14 protein-coding genes are annotated in these 15,298 nt (G+C 43.1%); 7 read left to right on the forward strand and 7 right to left on the reverse strand.

Annotation, left to right across the window (positions count from 1 at the left end; genetic code table 11):
• Positions 1-165: 165 nt before the first annotated feature.
• Positions 166-624, reverse strand: a complete 459-nt coding sequence (locus B3182_RS06275) for a YybH family protein (protein ID WP_292355729.1) — start codon at positions 622-624, stop codon at positions 166-168.
• Between the two features lie 21 nt (positions 625-645).
• Complete coding sequence (locus B3182_RS06280) at positions 646-1,167, reverse strand: MarR family winged helix-turn-helix transcriptional regulator (RefSeq protein WP_292355731.1); 522 nt, start codon at positions 1,165-1,167, stop codon at positions 646-648.
• Between the two features lie 205 nt (positions 1,168-1,372).
• Between B3182_RS06280 and B3182_RS06285 the strand changes: the two genes are divergently transcribed.
• The 3 genes from B3182_RS06285 to B3182_RS06295 are packed head-to-tail and all read left to right on the forward strand — an operon-like array spanning position 1,373 to position 5,709.
• Complete coding sequence (locus tag B3182_RS06285) at positions 1,373-3,205, forward strand: sensor domain-containing diguanylate cyclase (protein WP_292355733.1); 1,833 nt, start codon at positions 1,373-1,375, stop codon at positions 3,203-3,205.
• Between the two features lie 39 nt (positions 3,206-3,244).
• On the forward strand, positions 3,245-4,654 hold the full coding sequence (locus tag B3182_RS06290) for a YcjX family protein (RefSeq protein WP_292355735.1): 1,410 nt from the start codon (positions 3,245-3,247) through the stop codon (positions 4,652-4,654).
• The gene (locus B3182_RS06295; RefSeq protein ID WP_292355737.1) at positions 4,654-5,709 is read left to right on the forward strand and encodes a TIGR01620 family protein; all 1,056 of its coding nucleotides are present in this window, start codon (positions 4,654-4,656) and stop codon (positions 5,707-5,709) included. Before B3182_RS06290 ends, B3182_RS06295 begins: the two co-directional genes overlap by 1 nt.
• A 17-nt stretch (positions 5,710-5,726) precedes the next feature.
• Here B3182_RS06295 and B3182_RS06300 read toward each other — a convergent pair whose 3' ends face one another.
• Positions 5,727-8,534, reverse strand: a complete 2,808-nt coding sequence (locus B3182_RS06300) for a sensor domain-containing diguanylate cyclase (protein ID WP_292355740.1) — start codon at positions 8,532-8,534, stop codon at positions 5,727-5,729.
• A gap of 228 nt (positions 8,535-8,762) precedes the next feature.
• Between B3182_RS06300 and B3182_RS06305 the strand changes: the two genes are divergently transcribed.
• From B3182_RS06305 to B3182_RS06320, 4 genes are all read left to right on the forward strand, one after another.
• Positions 8,763-9,140 carry a DUF6627 family protein gene (locus B3182_RS06305; RefSeq protein WP_292355742.1) on the forward strand — a complete coding sequence of 126 codons (378 nt, stop codon included), beginning with the start codon at positions 8,763-8,765 and terminating at the stop codon, positions 9,138-9,140.
• A 14-nt stretch (positions 9,141-9,154) separates the two neighbouring features.
• Positions 9,155-10,150, forward strand: a complete 996-nt coding sequence (locus B3182_RS06310) for a PA2778 family cysteine peptidase (protein ID WP_292355744.1) — start codon at positions 9,155-9,157, stop codon at positions 10,148-10,150.
• A 170-nt stretch (positions 10,151-10,320) separates the two neighbouring features.
• On the forward strand, positions 10,321-10,758 hold the full coding sequence (locus B3182_RS06315; protein WP_292355746.1) for a BLUF domain-containing protein: 438 nt from the start codon (positions 10,321-10,323) through the stop codon (positions 10,756-10,758).
• Positions 10,759-10,805: 47 nt separating this feature from the next.
• A complete protein-coding gene (locus tag B3182_RS06320) occupies positions 10,806-11,576 on the forward strand; it encodes an EAL domain-containing protein (protein ID WP_292752029.1) in 771 nt (256 codons plus the stop codon).
• A gap of 82 nt (positions 11,577-11,658) precedes the next feature.
• Here B3182_RS06320 and azu read toward each other — a convergent pair whose 3' ends face one another.
• From azu to B3182_RS06340, 4 genes are all read right to left on the reverse strand, one after another.
• Complete coding sequence (gene azu, locus B3182_RS06325; protein WP_292355750.1) at positions 11,659-12,108, reverse strand: azurin; 450 nt, start codon at positions 12,106-12,108, stop codon at positions 11,659-11,661.
• A gap of 378 nt (positions 12,109-12,486) precedes the next feature.
• A complete protein-coding gene (locus B3182_RS06330; protein WP_292355752.1) occupies positions 12,487-13,476 on the reverse strand; it encodes a hypothetical protein in 990 nt (329 codons plus the stop codon).
• A gap of 313 nt (positions 13,477-13,789) precedes the next feature.
• Positions 13,790-14,620 (reverse strand): alpha/beta fold hydrolase, encoded by an 831-nt coding sequence (locus B3182_RS06335; RefSeq protein WP_292355755.1) that lies wholly within the window; start codon positions 14,618-14,620, stop codon positions 13,790-13,792.
• Positions 14,621-14,689: 69 nt separating this feature from the next.
• A partial coding sequence (locus B3182_RS06340) for an autotransporter outer membrane beta-barrel domain-containing protein (protein ID WP_292752032.1) occupies positions 14,690-15,298 on the reverse strand: 609 nt, incomplete at its 5' end.

A 15,298-nucleotide genomic window follows, 5' to 3' on the forward strand; every position in this document is an offset into this window, starting at 1 on the left:
CTCTGTGTTTCTCGTCGCTTATTTAGAATTACTATAAGGCGCTCCTTGTGCCTTGATTGACGCTTTTTCAGCTCACAACAGAGGCGGAGATGAAAGATAAACAAGCCCTAGCATAAAAAAGCCGATCATTGAGATCGGCTTTTTTTGCTGCAAAGACTGTTGGATTTATTCAGCCATATTCCAGATATGTGAAACGACTTCCCATTCATCCTGGTCGTTCTGTTGCAGAACTGTCATCAACACACCATTAAATGTCATCGTTTCACCATTTTCACCTTCAACATCTGCTGACCAGTTAGCCAATTGACTGACTTGTCCTGCAGATGAATAAGTGGCGATAGTGGTTATATTATGATTGTGCAGCCCATTATCGAAAAAGCCCTGAAACAGTGCCGCAATCTCCTGCTGGCCATTCAACACATTGCCATCACCGGGCGACAAAGTGGCTTGTGATGCATAAAGTTCGGTTAACGCATCGAGATCCTTATCGTTGAAAGCAGCATTCCACTGCTCATTGGCAGAATTAATGACTTCCTGTGCATCATAATCAGCACCGGGGTTACTGCATGCACTCACTGCCAGAATAAGCAGACTTAAGGGTAATAAACGATTTAAAAATTTCATAGAGATTCCTTTTTTTTTACATTATTTAAGATGAGATTCATCTTCAAAAACATGTCGTTGTTGATAGATTTTTTTCAATAACGACATAAGTTGGGTTGTTTCAGTTTCGCTCAGCGCCTGCATTAATTGATTTACACGTTGATAATAACCAGGCATTACCTCATCAAGTTTTGCCTGTCCCAGAACGGTCATTCGAATCAGTATCTGCCGTCTATCCCGCTTACCATGCACGCGACTGATTAATTTATCGCGTAACAACCCATCTAATAAACCGGTCATGGTGGCTCGCGAAACCCCCGCTTTTTTAGCCAGCGCTGAGGGTGTTGAACTCAGGTTATCCTCTCGCATCAGCAATAGCAAAACCCACCATCGTCCCTGTAACAAGTCATATTCCGCAAGATAGCTGTTTAATCCCAAAGACAAATCAGAACCGACGCGCAGCAGATTCAAAAATGTCATGACATTTTTAATGTCGGTTTGCGGGTAACGATCGGCAAACTTCTGTAATATTTCAGCGTTAGGAATATCTTTAACTTGTAACATGATAGCCAGCTTATAGTTAGCCACCTAATCATGTCAAATCCAATTCAGTTAGTAATTAATGATATATTTGAATCAGAATGTAACAGTCCTGTTTGCTGAGATAACACCATTGTTTTGTATTGACTCAACTTTTTTCTTATTTCGATCCAGCGAACGGAGTCCATTTTCCGTGGTTCGCCAATACCTTCTCTAATAGGTTTGTCCGGTGTCTGATAAACCTGTTATAAAATTACCTTACCCAATTCATAGCAAACTACTGCTTTATACCTTCGTGCTGATTGGGTTGACGTTGCTGGTCATTTATCAAAATTATCAATCGCAGTTATCAGCCTACTCCTCACAAATTAACCAACAGATCGAGCAACGTAACCAGTTGCTGGCATTGATGCAGACCCAGTTACTGGAATCTAAACTGGAAGCCATTGATCAAACGTTGAAACTGATCAGTTCATATCCCGATTTTATTAAAAATTCTGCACCTCATACTTATCTCCTTGAGAAATATTCTCAAAATAATCCTGAAATGCAGGCTCTATTGCATATCAATGCGGATGGGCTGTTACGCTATCCCATGCATCAGCGTAGTCAGCTGGATTTATCCGGGCGAGACTATTTTAAAGTGCATCAGAACTCAAAAACGGATGGCGTTTTCACTTCAAAACCCATGCTTCCTGGCAGGGGACATTCAGAGCCGGTTATGGTGATCAGTCGGGGTCTTTATGATTCGAACGATAATTTTCAAGGGGTCATCGCCGCCGTTATCGATATCGAAACCTTTTCATGGGCTCTTAGTGGTATCAGTGTCAATGCCCAGCTATTTTCATCGATTGTTCATCAAGAAGGTGAAGTTGTATTTCGAGTCCCCTATAGAAACTTCGAAGTTGGGCAAACTCTGGATTACGTAAAAGATCGGAGCGATAAAGACAAACTACCCTTAACCGGTGAAGGGATTTATCAGCATTTTAGTGGTGATTATCAATTTGCCTATCAGACATTGCCTAAATGGAAGTTACACGTTTTTGTCGGTGAAAATCGAGCCGTAGTCGATGAATTAATTTCCAACTACCGTTTTGCGCATCTCCGTAACAGCTTTTTGACCGCGCTATCCCTAATGTTACTGATTCTGGCCACCGCCTGGTTAATTGGCCGGCGTTTGGATATAAACAAACAGCTGATTGAAAGCAAAGCGGCTCTGCAGCAAAGCTATCAGCGTAATCAGGCGATTATCAAAGCCATTCCGGATCTGCTGTTTACCATTGATAAAAATGGCAAAATCATTGATTTTGAACACGGCGATGGTGTGCCATTGCTGATGTCTGAACAGGACTTTATTAATAAACATATAACTGAAACATTACCTGACTTTCTGGCGCAGCGGACGTTACTGGCGTTACAAAAAACGCTGGGTAGTGGAGAAAGTGATTATTACGAATACGAACTGAATCTGTCAGGCAAACAGCATTTTTTCATGGCCCGCTCTTCGCCAATCAACGAGGACAGAATGCTGGTTGTTGTCATTGATATTACCGAGCGTAAAAAATCTGAAAACGCCCTGCAGTGGCAGGCAACACATGACAGTCTGACGCAGTTACCCAATCGGGTTTTATTTTATGATCGACTGAATCAGGCCATTACCGAATCAGCCCGATATAAACAGCCCTTTTGCCTGCTTTATATCGACCTCAATGATTTCAAACTAGTCAACGATAACTATGGGCATCTGAATGGCGATATGTTGCTGATCCTGGTGGCACAACGTATTCGTGAATCAATTCGTCAGTCAGACACGGCTGCCAGACTGGCGGGAGATGAATTCGCCATTATTGTTAACCACAGTAATCTGGAAGAAGCCATGCAAGTCTCGGAAAAGCTACGGGAACAGTTATCGGTTGGTTATGAATTAAATGTTGGCGTGATGCTGAATATCAGTGCCAGCATTGGTATTGCTTGTTATCCTCATGATGGTAAGGATGCCGATGAGCTGATTCTGCATGCTGATAACAGTATGTATTATGACAAACGTTCAACTGCTTCTTAATTCAGACAGACAGCAAGCGTCTGATGTAAGCTGATGCCTATGAATTCAAAGATTGAAAAACTAGGTCTGCGCCTTAATAAAACACTTGATGGAATTGATCAACAAGCCAGCAAATGGGTGGCGCGCAGTCTCGATAAACATCTAAGTATCGGCATTACCGGTTTTAGCGGTAGTGGCAAGTCGACTTTTATTACCAGCCTTATTCATCAACTCAAATATTCCAGTAATGCAAATCTGGGAGGCTTCCTGCCAGCCAGAGATGAACGCCTGTTAAATGTCAAATTACAGCCACTGGATGATTTACCACTATTCGATTATCAACAGGGAATTCAGGCTCTGGCAGATGATCCACCTGCCTGGCCACCATCAACTACTCATATCAGCGGTTGCCGGTTAATCATTGAATTCAAAAAGAAATCCATGTTGCCGACCTTTACAGGAGAAACCCGTCGATTCACGCTGGAATTACGTGATTATCCAGGTGAGTGGTTGCTCGACATTGCCATGTTGCAGCAAGATTATCGGCAATGGAGTATGGATACTGCTGCACTTTGTTCCAAAGGCATCCGTCATCAACTCGCGGAAGAGATGCAAAAAGAGTTTAATGATTTGGATCCGCTCGCCCCAATTGATGAACAACAAATTGAAGCATTATTTGTCCGTTATCGAAGTTTTCTGATGACATGTAAAACAGCAGGTTTGACATTTATTCAACCTGGGCGGGCTTTATTGCCTGACAGCAGTGACTTTCCAGTGTTTATACCATTGTTCAATCTGCAAGCGCTAAGCCCGCAAGCATTAGACAATGCCGATGATGACTCCTTATACAAAGTCATGCAGCAACGCTATAAAACCTATCTGAAAAACTTTGTTCAGCCATTTTATAAAACTTTTTTCCGTGGCATTGATCGTCAGGTGGTATTGATCGATGTGCTGAAAGCTTTGAGCGGAGGCAAGGAAAAATTTGACGATATGGTGATTGCTTTCAGCCGGATTATCGATTGCTATCGCGTGGGGCATAATGCGTTTCTGAACCGTTTATTCAGCCCTCAGGTCGAAAAAATTCTGTTTCTGGCATCCAAACCGGATCGAATTTTAATGAATCAGCACGAATCTTTGCGTCGTCTGTGTGACGATATAATCAGCCATATCTGCCCACAATCGGTTAGAAATCGTATTCAAATCGAAACGGAGATAGCGGCCGCTGTAAGAACGACACATGATCATAATGATCATCTGACTGCCAGACTACTGGATGGACAATATGGCGAACTACGCCACCCTGCTATTCCCGACAAACTTCCTGATACCGATCAGTGGCATCAGTTATCACGCTGGAATCCGCCCGTACTTCGAGCTCCGCTCAACCCTGACTTGATAATGGGCGGACGTCTGGCTCATATTCGGATGGATAAAGTATTACGGGATTTGATAGGAGATAAATTCTGATGGCTTCCACAGAAGATTTTTTTAAACCTAAACCACAACAGGAAGCTAAGCAAAAAGCGGATATATCCCCCGAGGAAACTGAAAACTTTTTCAAAGTTCTCTCCGAAAACAACGAGGTCAACCTGCCTGATTCGGTGGAAACTGATCCATTGCTCGATTTTGACGACACATTACTGATACCGCCGCGCCGTAATCGTGGTTTGAAATGGTTGATCGTCACATTGTTCATTCTGTTAATCGGTATGTTGGCCTGGGATATAGTTGATTTTGCACAAATGCTCTGGCAACAAAGCAAAGCGATGGGGTTAGCCTTCAGTGCCTTCGCAGCTTTTTTAGCAGGCCTGGTAGGACAGCAATTACTGGTGTATCGCCGCAACCAGAAACAGCTTAAACGGGCCGATCAAATCCGCGAACAGGCCGCTCAACTGGTCCATGAACAACATATCGGCAATGCAAAAAAATGGCTGAATTCGCTAGAGACTTTCTATGATGGTCAGCCACAGGCTGATTTATTAAAACCTTGTGTTGATAAGCTACCTGACTATCTAAATGACAGTGAAGTTGTCTATCGTATCAGTGAAGATTTCTACCGACAGCTGGACCGCCAGGCAATCCATATTATTGAACGTACCAGTATCAGCAGTGCTGCAATGATTGCGGTCAGCCAGCTGGCAGTTGTTGATTCTTTGTTAGTGGTCTGGAAAACACTGAAAATGATTAACCAGATCAATATGATTTATGGCGTCAGATTAAACCCCTTAGCTCAATGGCGATTAAATCTACGGGTATGCAAAATTGCACTTGGCAGTTACGCCAGCCAGGCGGGCATTAGTTTCTTTTCTGAACAGGTCGGTATTGGTTTGGGGGGCAAAATTCTGGGCAGCGTGGCCCAGGGATTTGGTGTGGGTTTGTATCAGGCCAGAATTGGTATCCATGCAATGCAACATATTCGGCCAGTCGCCTTCACCAATGACGAAAGACCCAAACTGAATATGTTTGCCAACCTGTTACGCCGTAAATTAACCAAGCTGACGGCAGAACAGGACTCAGATTAACCTGACTATTCTGGCTGTCAGAGTTGAGCGATCAGGTGATTTGAACCGAATATATGCACCCCATTACGTCCAGCAGATTTCACCTCGTATAAGGCCAGGTCCGCCTTTTTGGTAAGCTCGCTGACCGTTTCGTTTTCAGCATCGCCTGGGAAGATTGCTACCCCGATACTCAGGGTAATACGAAAGTCATGCGTATTTACATTTAAAGGCTTCGATACCGTTTCCAGAATATGCTCTGCCACTAATTTGGCATCATCTGGCTTTTTGAGTTCGGTGAGTAAAATAACAAATTCATCACCACCGACACGGCTTAAGGTGTCTGTCTGTCGTAAGCAGTGTGACATTCTGTCAGCAACAGATTTAAGAATCTCATCCCCAACATCATGACCATGGGTATCGTTAATTTGTTTAAAGTGGTCGACATCGACAAACATCAACGCAATGGGATAGCCCACCCGTTTCGCATGTGCCAGAGTATGACCAATTCGTTCATCAAACAAACGCCGATTTGGTAGCCCCGTTAAGGTATCGTGATATGCCATCTGACGAATACGATCCGATTCGGATTTGCGAGCGGTTACATCTTCAATTTGTGAAATAAAATGGATGACCTCGCCCTTTTCATTACGAACTAACGACACACTCAGCAATACAAAAATGACATCACCGGTTTTATGAAAATAGCGCTTTTCCATCTGATAGTGTTCGAGATCCCCATTGAGTAATTTCCGTACATACTCAAGATCCAAATCCAGATCGTCTGGATGTGTGACATCAACAAAGGTTTTATCCATCAACTCTTCTTCGCTGTATCCCAACATTCGACAGAGTGCACCATTTACTTCCAACCAACGACCATCCAGACCAACAATCGCCATGCCAATTGCGGCGGTATCAAACGCATTGCGGAAACGTTCTTCACTTTGTTGCAATGCCAACTCAGCCTGTTTACGCCATGAAATATCGGTTTTGGTGCCAATAACGCGAATCGGATTCCCATCGGCATCACGTTCGGCTACCGTGGCGCTGCCCAGCATCCATTTCCAGCTGCCATCCTTGCTGAGAATACGATGCTCATTTCGATATTCCGGTTTTTCCCCACTAAACATCCGGTTGATATCGGCCGTTACCCTTTCGATATCCTGAGGATGTATTAATTTCAGCCAATGTTCCATCTGACCGATAATTTCACCCGGAGCATAGCCGAGCATGGCCAGTAATTTATCAGAGAACACCACAACATTATTGGCCACATCCCAGTCCCAGACCCCGGCTCCACTGCCCTCGAGAGCGTGTTTCCAACGTTGCTCAGTCTCCAGAATCCTTTTCTGGTGCTGCCAGTCTTCGGTGATGTCGTAGCTGACACCGACCAGAGAAAGCAGCTGTCCAGCATCGTTGAAATAGAGTTCTGCTGAAGTATGAATCATTCGAATCTCAGCACCATGATGTATTCTGGAGCGAACGTCAAAAGATTTATGCTGTTGAATGGACTGTTCTACAGCCACTCGGAAAGGCAACAGATCCGCTTCGTGAATCAATTTTTCAAATTCCGCGTAATCCATTTGCTCAGTTGAGTTGGGTAGACCAAATACCTTGCTCGCCATACTGTCGAACATAATAATATTGGTTTCCACATCCCATTCCCAAATAGCAATTTCAGCCGCCTCTGTTGCCAGCGCCAGTCTCCGTGCATTCTGTCGATAGGATTTGGTCATTTGTGAAGCAATACGGATGGCGTTTGCCCGGCTTTTCGCAATGGCCGCAATCACCAGGGCAAATAACAGGGAAATCACGATTCCGATTATCCAGGTTATCACTGTATTGTTACGCAGGATCGAATCAGCAAATTCCCGATCAGGTTGGCCTACAAATGACCAGGTACGGCCACCCACCTCGTAGCTTTTTTGCAAACTAAATGACTCTTCGGATGCTACTCCAGGCTGAGAAAATAACAGGCTTTCGGATTTTTCGGCTTCATCATCATATATGTTTAGCAAGCCGACATTCTTATGTGTCATCAACACATCCTGCAAAACATCATCAATACGAAACACTGCATAGACCCAGCCTGAATGAATAGTTCGCTTACCAATGGCAACGTCTGATTCGCTCGCGTCGATGTACACAGGCAGATACATCAACAAACCATTGATGGTCGAGTCTGAACCATCCTGTTTTAAAAAAACCTTTTCGGTAATGCTTGCCTTGCCGGTTTTGACCGCTCTATCCATGGCGTCTCTTCGAGTGATATCGGCATACATATCAAAGCCCAAAGCCCGCATATTTTTCTTGGTAACAGGTTCGATATAAAGGTTTGAGGTATATTTATCACGCACTCCCTGAGGATGAATATCATAGCTCAACATACCGGATTGTCTGACTGCATTAATATGCATCTGTTTTTGTTCTGGAGAGAGAGCAACTACATAGCCCAGTCCCTGAATGCCTGGATAATTTTCTTCCAGTTTCAGGCTTTGATAAAAATTGGCAAAATCCTCACGAGACAAATCAGGAGAGACATAAAACAAGCCCTGGGTAGCTCGTAGCATTTCCTCATAGGCATTTATTTTTACGACCACGGCATCGACGGCCTGATTAAAAGTGACGTTATAAGCAGCCTCTAAACGAACAGACTCCATCTCAGCCATTTTCCCTGCAACGAAATAGGTTAAAACCAAACAAAACAAAAACGCCACAAAAGACGTTACAAAGGTAAAAGGTTTAAGCAATAAGCTTTGATTAGTGCGAATAACCAGCTCCATTAATAGCGCATACGTTGAATGAACGAATTCATTTTTCAGGGAATCAATATCAAATTGAGCCATTCATCAGCAAAAAATTGACGTTGATTTTATTTGCTTAAGTTTGCCATCAAGCAAAATATAAAGAAACTCTACCTAATAAATAATCAAAATCGAAGGTAATTCATCACACTAGGGCTTTTTTTGATGCTTGAAGTTAATAGAATTGGTTTTATATAGTTCTTGTCACCGTAGTCATGGTAAGCTGAAATTCAGGCCAGTTCTTGGCCTTTTAAATCAACGGAGGGATGTATGAAACAAAAAGTATTTGCGTGGATTGCTTTGCTTGGCTTTTTCGGAAGCATCACCTTACCGGTGCAGGCAGCAATGATCAGCACGCCTGATGTTATTCAATCACAACAATCTGCATATGACCGCGAGCAATTGTCTTCCATGCTGGAACGTGACGATGTTCAGCAACAACTATTGTCAATGGGAGTTGCCCCTGAAACCGTTCAGGATCGTGTCAACAGCATGACTGATTTTGAAATTGCCCAGTTAAATGAGCAAATTAATGACATGCCAGCTGGCGGGATACTCGGTGCAATAGTACTTATCTTTGTGGTGTTTGTTATTACTGACGCTATCGGTGCAACCGACATTTTCCCTTTTGTCAGACCGGTCCGTTAATCTGATTCAAGCTTATGCAAATAGATAATCGCTCTCTCTACACCCAGCTTCGGCTGGGTGTTTTAATATTACTGAGCTTATTGTTGACCGCTTGCAGTCATACACCTCAGACAAATCTTCTGAATCAACAGCCATTCGATCCAGTTCAGGCCGAGCTCGATGATGTGCCCTTTTTTCCCCAGACCCAATATCAGTGTGGTCCGGCTGCCTTAGCAACCGTGATGCAATATCGTGGCGTCGATATCACACCCGATCAGTTAACTGACCAGGTCTATATTCCACAGAAACAAGGCAGCCTGCAGATAGAAATGGTTGCGGCAACTCGAAAACAAGGCTTGATGCCCTACCCTTTGGCGCCAAAGATGAACGATTTATTGACTGAAGTGGCGAATGGCAATCCCGTTTTAGTGATGCAAAACCTTGGCTATAACTGGAAACCCTTCTGGCATTATGCCGTAGTGATAGGTTTTGATATCAACTCACAGGAACTCATTCTGCGTTCTGGTGAAACCAAACGATGGCAAACAACATTAAAAACCTTTGAACGTACCTGGGCCCGCACCGATCATTGGGCACTGGTCATTGTCAGGCCTGAACAAATCCCTGCCACCGCGAACATGCCGGCCTGGTTACAAACTGCCTATGATGCTGAAAAGACCGGACAGCATAAAACAGCAGAACAAGCCTATATCGCTGCGATGGAGCATTGGAGCGAACATCAGCAGGCAGGAATCGCACTTGCCAATTTGTATTATCAGCAGGAGCGTTTTGATAAGTCTGATAATGTCTATGGTCAATTAACCGAACAATTCCCATACGACGCTTCTCTGTGGAATAACCGGGCCTATAGCCTGAAAGATATTGGTTGCCATCAAACTGCGTTAGCTTCTGCATCTTGTGCGACACGATTGGCACCTGATGATAAAAATATTCAGTCCACATTTCAGGAGATGTTACTGCTTGAACCTCTGACCCATAACAGTTGCCCCAAGATTAACTGTCCAGATTGATTAGTCTGACAAAATACAGCAGCTCAAGGACGGTTATCAAGAAAGGTGATACAGGTCTGTTAGATGCATGTTTAAGCTTGTCGTCGTGCATTCACTGACATAGACTAATCTGAAACAAGACGAGGTTAGTTGTACCAGCTTGTTCGTATTGGATAACAGGATGCGGTATTTTGACGAAAAGCTTATTGAGAATTTTGTATACCAGTAAAACCCATAATCGCTTATCCGATGTCGATTTAACCAGATTGTTACATCAGAGTCGTGAAAATAATCAGCGCATTCAGATTCATGGCATCCTATGTTATAACCATTCCGATTTTATTCAGGTGCTCGAAGGTCCCGAAACAGCTGTTATCGCTCTCTATAAAAGAATCCTTGATGATGAACGTCATCATGACTGTAAACTCATTAATATATGCCTTAGCAATAAATACATTTTTAATAATTGGGCAATGGGATACATTGATATCAGTCAGGGCGATATGCGCCGGCTGAGGCAAGAGCTACCAGAAAAGTTATCGAATGATAATGCTGACAACTTTGCCTATCAGCTGAAACATTATTTAAATAACCCGATAAAGAAAACTGATCAGACGATTTTTATCTGATGACAGATGACTATCCAACGATAAACAACACACAGAAAGAGTATCAAATGACAAATCAACTACCCGATTTCAAACCTTTAGGTTGTAATAAATGTTTAGAAGGTGGTGGATTGGACTTCAATTTTTCAATGGCTTTTCAGCCAATTGTTAACATTCAGGAAAAAAAGATTTTTGGTTACGAGGCACTGGTTCGTGGCATAAATAATGAGCCGGCTTATACCATTCTGGATAAATTGAATGACACCAATCGTTATTCCTTTGATCAGACAATTCGGGTGAAAGCCATTCAGCTGGCTAAACAACTTGATTTACAAGGCATGCTCAGCATTAATTTCTTTCCTAATGCCGTTTATCGTCCGGAAACCTGCATTCGAGCGACATTGGAAGCAGCTGATTTAATGGATTTTCCCACCAAAAATTTAATATTTGAAGTCACCGAGGTGGAAAAGGTTACTGATAATAATCATCTGAAAAATATTTTTGATGAATACAAACGGCATAATTTCACTACAGCAATTGATGATTTTGGCTCCGGTTATGCCGGCTTAAATTTGCTCGCCGACTGGCAGCCAGATATTATCAAACTCGATATGGCACTGATTCGGGGTATTAATAAAGATAAAGTCAGACAATCGATTGTCCGCTCAATCATTATGACCTGTAAGGATTTGGAGATAAGAGTCATTGCTGAGGGTGTCGAAACGATAGAAGAGTTTCAATTTATCCGCGATCAAGGCGTGGCTTTATTTCAGGGTTATTATTTTGCCAGGCCTCAATTCGAAGCTTTGCCAGAAGTCGACCCGGCACTTTACGAATGATATAAATAAAAAATCCTCCCTCCAGCAGTGATGGCTGTTAAAGAACAACAGTCCCAAGCTGGAGGGAGGATTTCAGGTGAACTTATTTGATATTGAAACGACCGTTCATCATTCCGCTATGCCCAGGGAATGAGCAGAAAAAAGTCAGTTTTTCATCAGCAAGTCCTTCAGTAGAAAACTCAACTTCCGCCGAGTCGCCACCACCTATTACTTCCGTCGCGGCAATAATACGATCATCACCTTCCGGCAGATAATTATTATCCAGTCCCGCAGCAGCGCCAGCTTTCACGACTGCCTGCATATCGTCTGTCTTGGTCAAAACCCAGTTATGGCCCATCATATCTTTAGCCATTGAACCTATATGTTTAAGGGTGACTTTGACTGTTTCACAACTGGCAGGAACTGACATTTTCTTAGTGTTGTAGGTCATTTGATCTGTCGCTTCAATTACTAAATCACATTCATCGGCAAATGCTGTGAATGGTAATAAAGCAAACAATCCCACAGCAATTAACAAACGATTTTTTTTCATTTTGATCTCCCAATAATTCCGGCAACATTGCCTTCTCAACGAGCATCAACTTTATCAGCTGAAAAATTAAGTTGGTTTAATATGCGTTAAACATGATTCATTATTAATGCTCATCCTTTCAACGTTACCGGGATAAAGTTACAAGCAAACCATAACAAACAAGTAGTCCTTAAGCTTCATGGATAGCTAATGCTAATGTTGCAGGGACAAAACTTGATACTGAGCTTTAATAACAACCATTCTCATTATAAAGAGCCTGTTTTGATGATAACAATAGGTCAGGAAAGATTGAGGAATAATTCCTGTAGCTATCCGTGAAACTCCAGCTAAAACAAGCTATTGGGAAGCTTTCAGCCAAATGGATATAATAAGCATGACCTATTCGGCTGCTACCTGAATATCAAAATAATTTTCAAGTGCGTTTGGCGACATCAACGTCGCCATAAAGACCAGAAATATTCCAGCACCTTCGGGGCTTTTAGAATTTATATCCAGCTCGACTTGTGGTGTATCGCTATCAATAAACTGGCTGCTGGCTTCAATCAACTGGGTTCTTAATCCGGGTGAAAGCGCCTGTAAAGCTGAAAACTGTTGCTGAATCTGCAGTTTCAAGCCAGCTTTATATTCTTCTGTAGTCATCCCTGCACTTTCAGCACCTTGCTCTATTAAAGGCTGCCACGCACCAGCATCTTCAAACTCTATGGCAGCTGTTATCAAACCAGTCTGCATCCATTCTGCTGTAACAGCCGACATATCCTCATTATTTCTTAACCGTCTCATCTGACTTTCCAGATCCGGGATCTGACTAAAGTTGGTATGTAGATTCATCGAAAACAGCTGTGCCGCATCTTTTTCTGTTAACTCGGGATTATAAAACTGATTCTGCAAATTCAGCGTCAGTTGGCGCTCAACAGGATGATAGCGGTAAGCCAGATGCTGGTTGTGACCAATTTTGTCTTCTTTAATACCCAGGTTTCGCAATGCTTCAACTAAAGATTGTTCCTGTTGTTCCGTGCCATCACCACCGGTAACGGTAAACAACGCATCCTCAGTTGAAATATCCATCGCATAGATAAAATCCTGCGCCTGATTCAACTCAATATCACTTATCGTCAGTAAACCAATCTGGTGTTTACGATCAGCATCATCAGTGATGAGAACATCATTCACCGTAATATCTTTGGTATAGGGGTTGGCAACAACCTCCCCGACTTCGACCTGAACGCCATTCTGGTTAATTTTAGCGACTAACTCATCAACTAACGCCTGAGCTGCCTGATTTGCCTCATTATTAGCAACTGCATGGGCTCCACCCAATGCAATAGCGATTATCAGCAGAGGCACATAAATGATTTTTTTTCTGAACACTGTTGTCTCCAACAAAATAATAAAAAAACAGAAACGCAGTATGCCTGTATGACTAATAACGAACCAGTTTAGTTTAAGAACATAGGCTAATCTTAAAGCGTGCTATTTCAACTTTCCTTTCCGCCCAGCACTTGATTGCCTTTATGCATAGAGACGAAAGTTGGCAAAAGGAACTAAATTCTCACGTTTATCAACCATGAAAACACTACTTCAACCGGGTGAGCTTTGTGAGATTTATCCGAAATGAGCGGCTTTTGCTGTATGGGTAAATCAAAACTTATTAAGTGCTGATTATCAGCATTGATTAAGACGCTTACTTCATTTGTTTGATGACCTGTAGCCAGCAACATCGATGATCTGCCTCGGGGATAATAATGATCTGACTATCCGCTGTCAGTGGTAATAAACGATTAAAACTTTCTACAATTTCTGCAGGGGTAACACGGTCATGTTCTCCCACAAAATGAATCTGTTGTATACCTTGAAGCCCTGATACCGCGTCTGCGGGGTTGAGCGACCCTGATAACGGTGAAATATGGTGCAGTTCTGTCCACGCTGTTGTGTTCAGATTGCCTGCAAACGTGACTAGACGCGTCACATCGTCGCGTCGACTGGCAACTAACGCTGCAATAGCCCCGCCACCAGAATAGCCTACCAGCTGTAATTCAGAAGCTCCTATCATTATTTTAAGTGCTGTAATCGCCTCACCTGTGGCGATAATGACTTCTTTTGAAAAGCGGTGGGAGGTCCAATATTTTTGTGTGCAACGCTTTTGATCATGGGATGTGAATTGACAGGGTCGCCCAAGATAAGCCACGGCATCATCAGACTCATAAGCTAAGGCCAGCTTCAGTGAAACAGGATTTAACGGCGTAGGGTCAGAGGAAGGCTGTGAACGTGAAATCCAGGCTAAGCCATCTCCTTCAATAAATACTGTTAAACGATTATTTTTCAAACGCTGTGCAGGTATAAAAGCCTGAAGATCGAAATAGGAGGTGGATATGGTTTCAGAGGTCCAGCCAGCGTCTTCAGCAAGCTTTGTAGCACTCGCAAGGCGTTCCTGAGTAGATGGCAGATGAGTACAGCCAGTGATCAGCAGGATAAAAATAATATAAAAAGGAAACGATTTAACAAACTGCTTCAACTGCCATCCTTAAATACTTTGAACGTCATACTTAACATGGGCATTAAGCCACAAAAAAAGCCCCAGTGGTTATCCACTGAGGCTTTTCTTTATACTAAACATAGCATTTTGGTAAAAACGCCAGCGCATATTCACTGATGCTGTTTGATTCAAAAAGTCTTCACGCCCTTCCAAATGATAGCTGGCTGTCAGCTCGGTCATATCATTCAATGACATGGTCGCTCCGACCCCTGCACGCGCTAACCAGGGTGATGGATCTATTCCCTCTGTGGTAAAAGCAGTGCCACCACCCGTATATGAGGCGGTCAAACTGGTGTCGTCATTAATCACATCATAACCAACACCAAGCATAGTCGATAAAGAAGTTGACTCACTCCACTGATGGTTAGCTTCCACTTGTGCCATCAGAATCAATTCCTCGGCATTGATACTATCCACATCCAGATTTAATGCACCGGCACCTTTTTCGGTATAGCTTTCATCTTTAATATAAGCATAGTCAGCACGCAGGGTCGGCATAATCAGACTTTGCTCAGTCAGCTGAAAGCGCTTGCCAATGCCCGCCCCAACATGTGCTGTGTAACTGTCATAGTCAGCGGTGGCTTTGCGGTTCATAAAGCTGATACGGCGTTTGCCATCGTTTTTATTGAGACCCACATCGGCTTGCCAGCTAACTTC

Source organism: Methylophaga sp. UBA4204 (assembly GCF_002379485.1).
Taxonomy (GTDB): domain Bacteria; phylum Pseudomonadota; class Gammaproteobacteria; order Nitrosococcales; family Methylophagaceae; genus Methylophaga.

Coding starts and splice junctions, on each gene's coding strand:
- B3182_RS06275 (WP_292355729.1), bottom strand. CDS start 624: ATGAAATTTTTAAATCGTTTATTACCCTTAAGTCTGCTTATTCTGGCA.
- B3182_RS06280 (WP_292355731.1), bottom strand. CDS start 1,167: ATGTTACAAGTTAAAGATATTCCTAACGCTGAAATATTACAGAAGTTT.
- B3182_RS06290 (WP_292355735.1), top strand. CDS start 3,245: ATGAATTCAAAGATTGAAAAACTAGGTCTGCGCCTTAATAAAACACTT.
- B3182_RS06295 (WP_292355737.1), top strand. CDS start 4,654: ATGGCTTCCACAGAAGATTTTTTTAAACCTAAACCACAACAGGAAGCT.
- B3182_RS06300 (WP_292355740.1), bottom strand. CDS start 8,534: ATGGCTCAATTTGATATTGATTCCCTGAAAAATGAATTCGTTCATTCA.
- B3182_RS06305 (WP_292355742.1), top strand. CDS start 8,763: ATGAAACAAAAAGTATTTGCGTGGATTGCTTTGCTTGGCTTTTTCGGA.
- B3182_RS06310 (WP_292355744.1), top strand. CDS start 9,155: ATGCAAATAGATAATCGCTCTCTCTACACCCAGCTTCGGCTGGGTGTT.
- B3182_RS06320 (WP_292752029.1), top strand. CDS start 10,806: ATGACAAATCAACTACCCGATTTCAAACCTTTAGGTTGTAATAAATGT.
- azu (WP_292355750.1), bottom strand. CDS start 12,108: ATGAAAAAAAATCGTTTGTTAATTGCTGTGGGATTGTTTGCTTTATTA.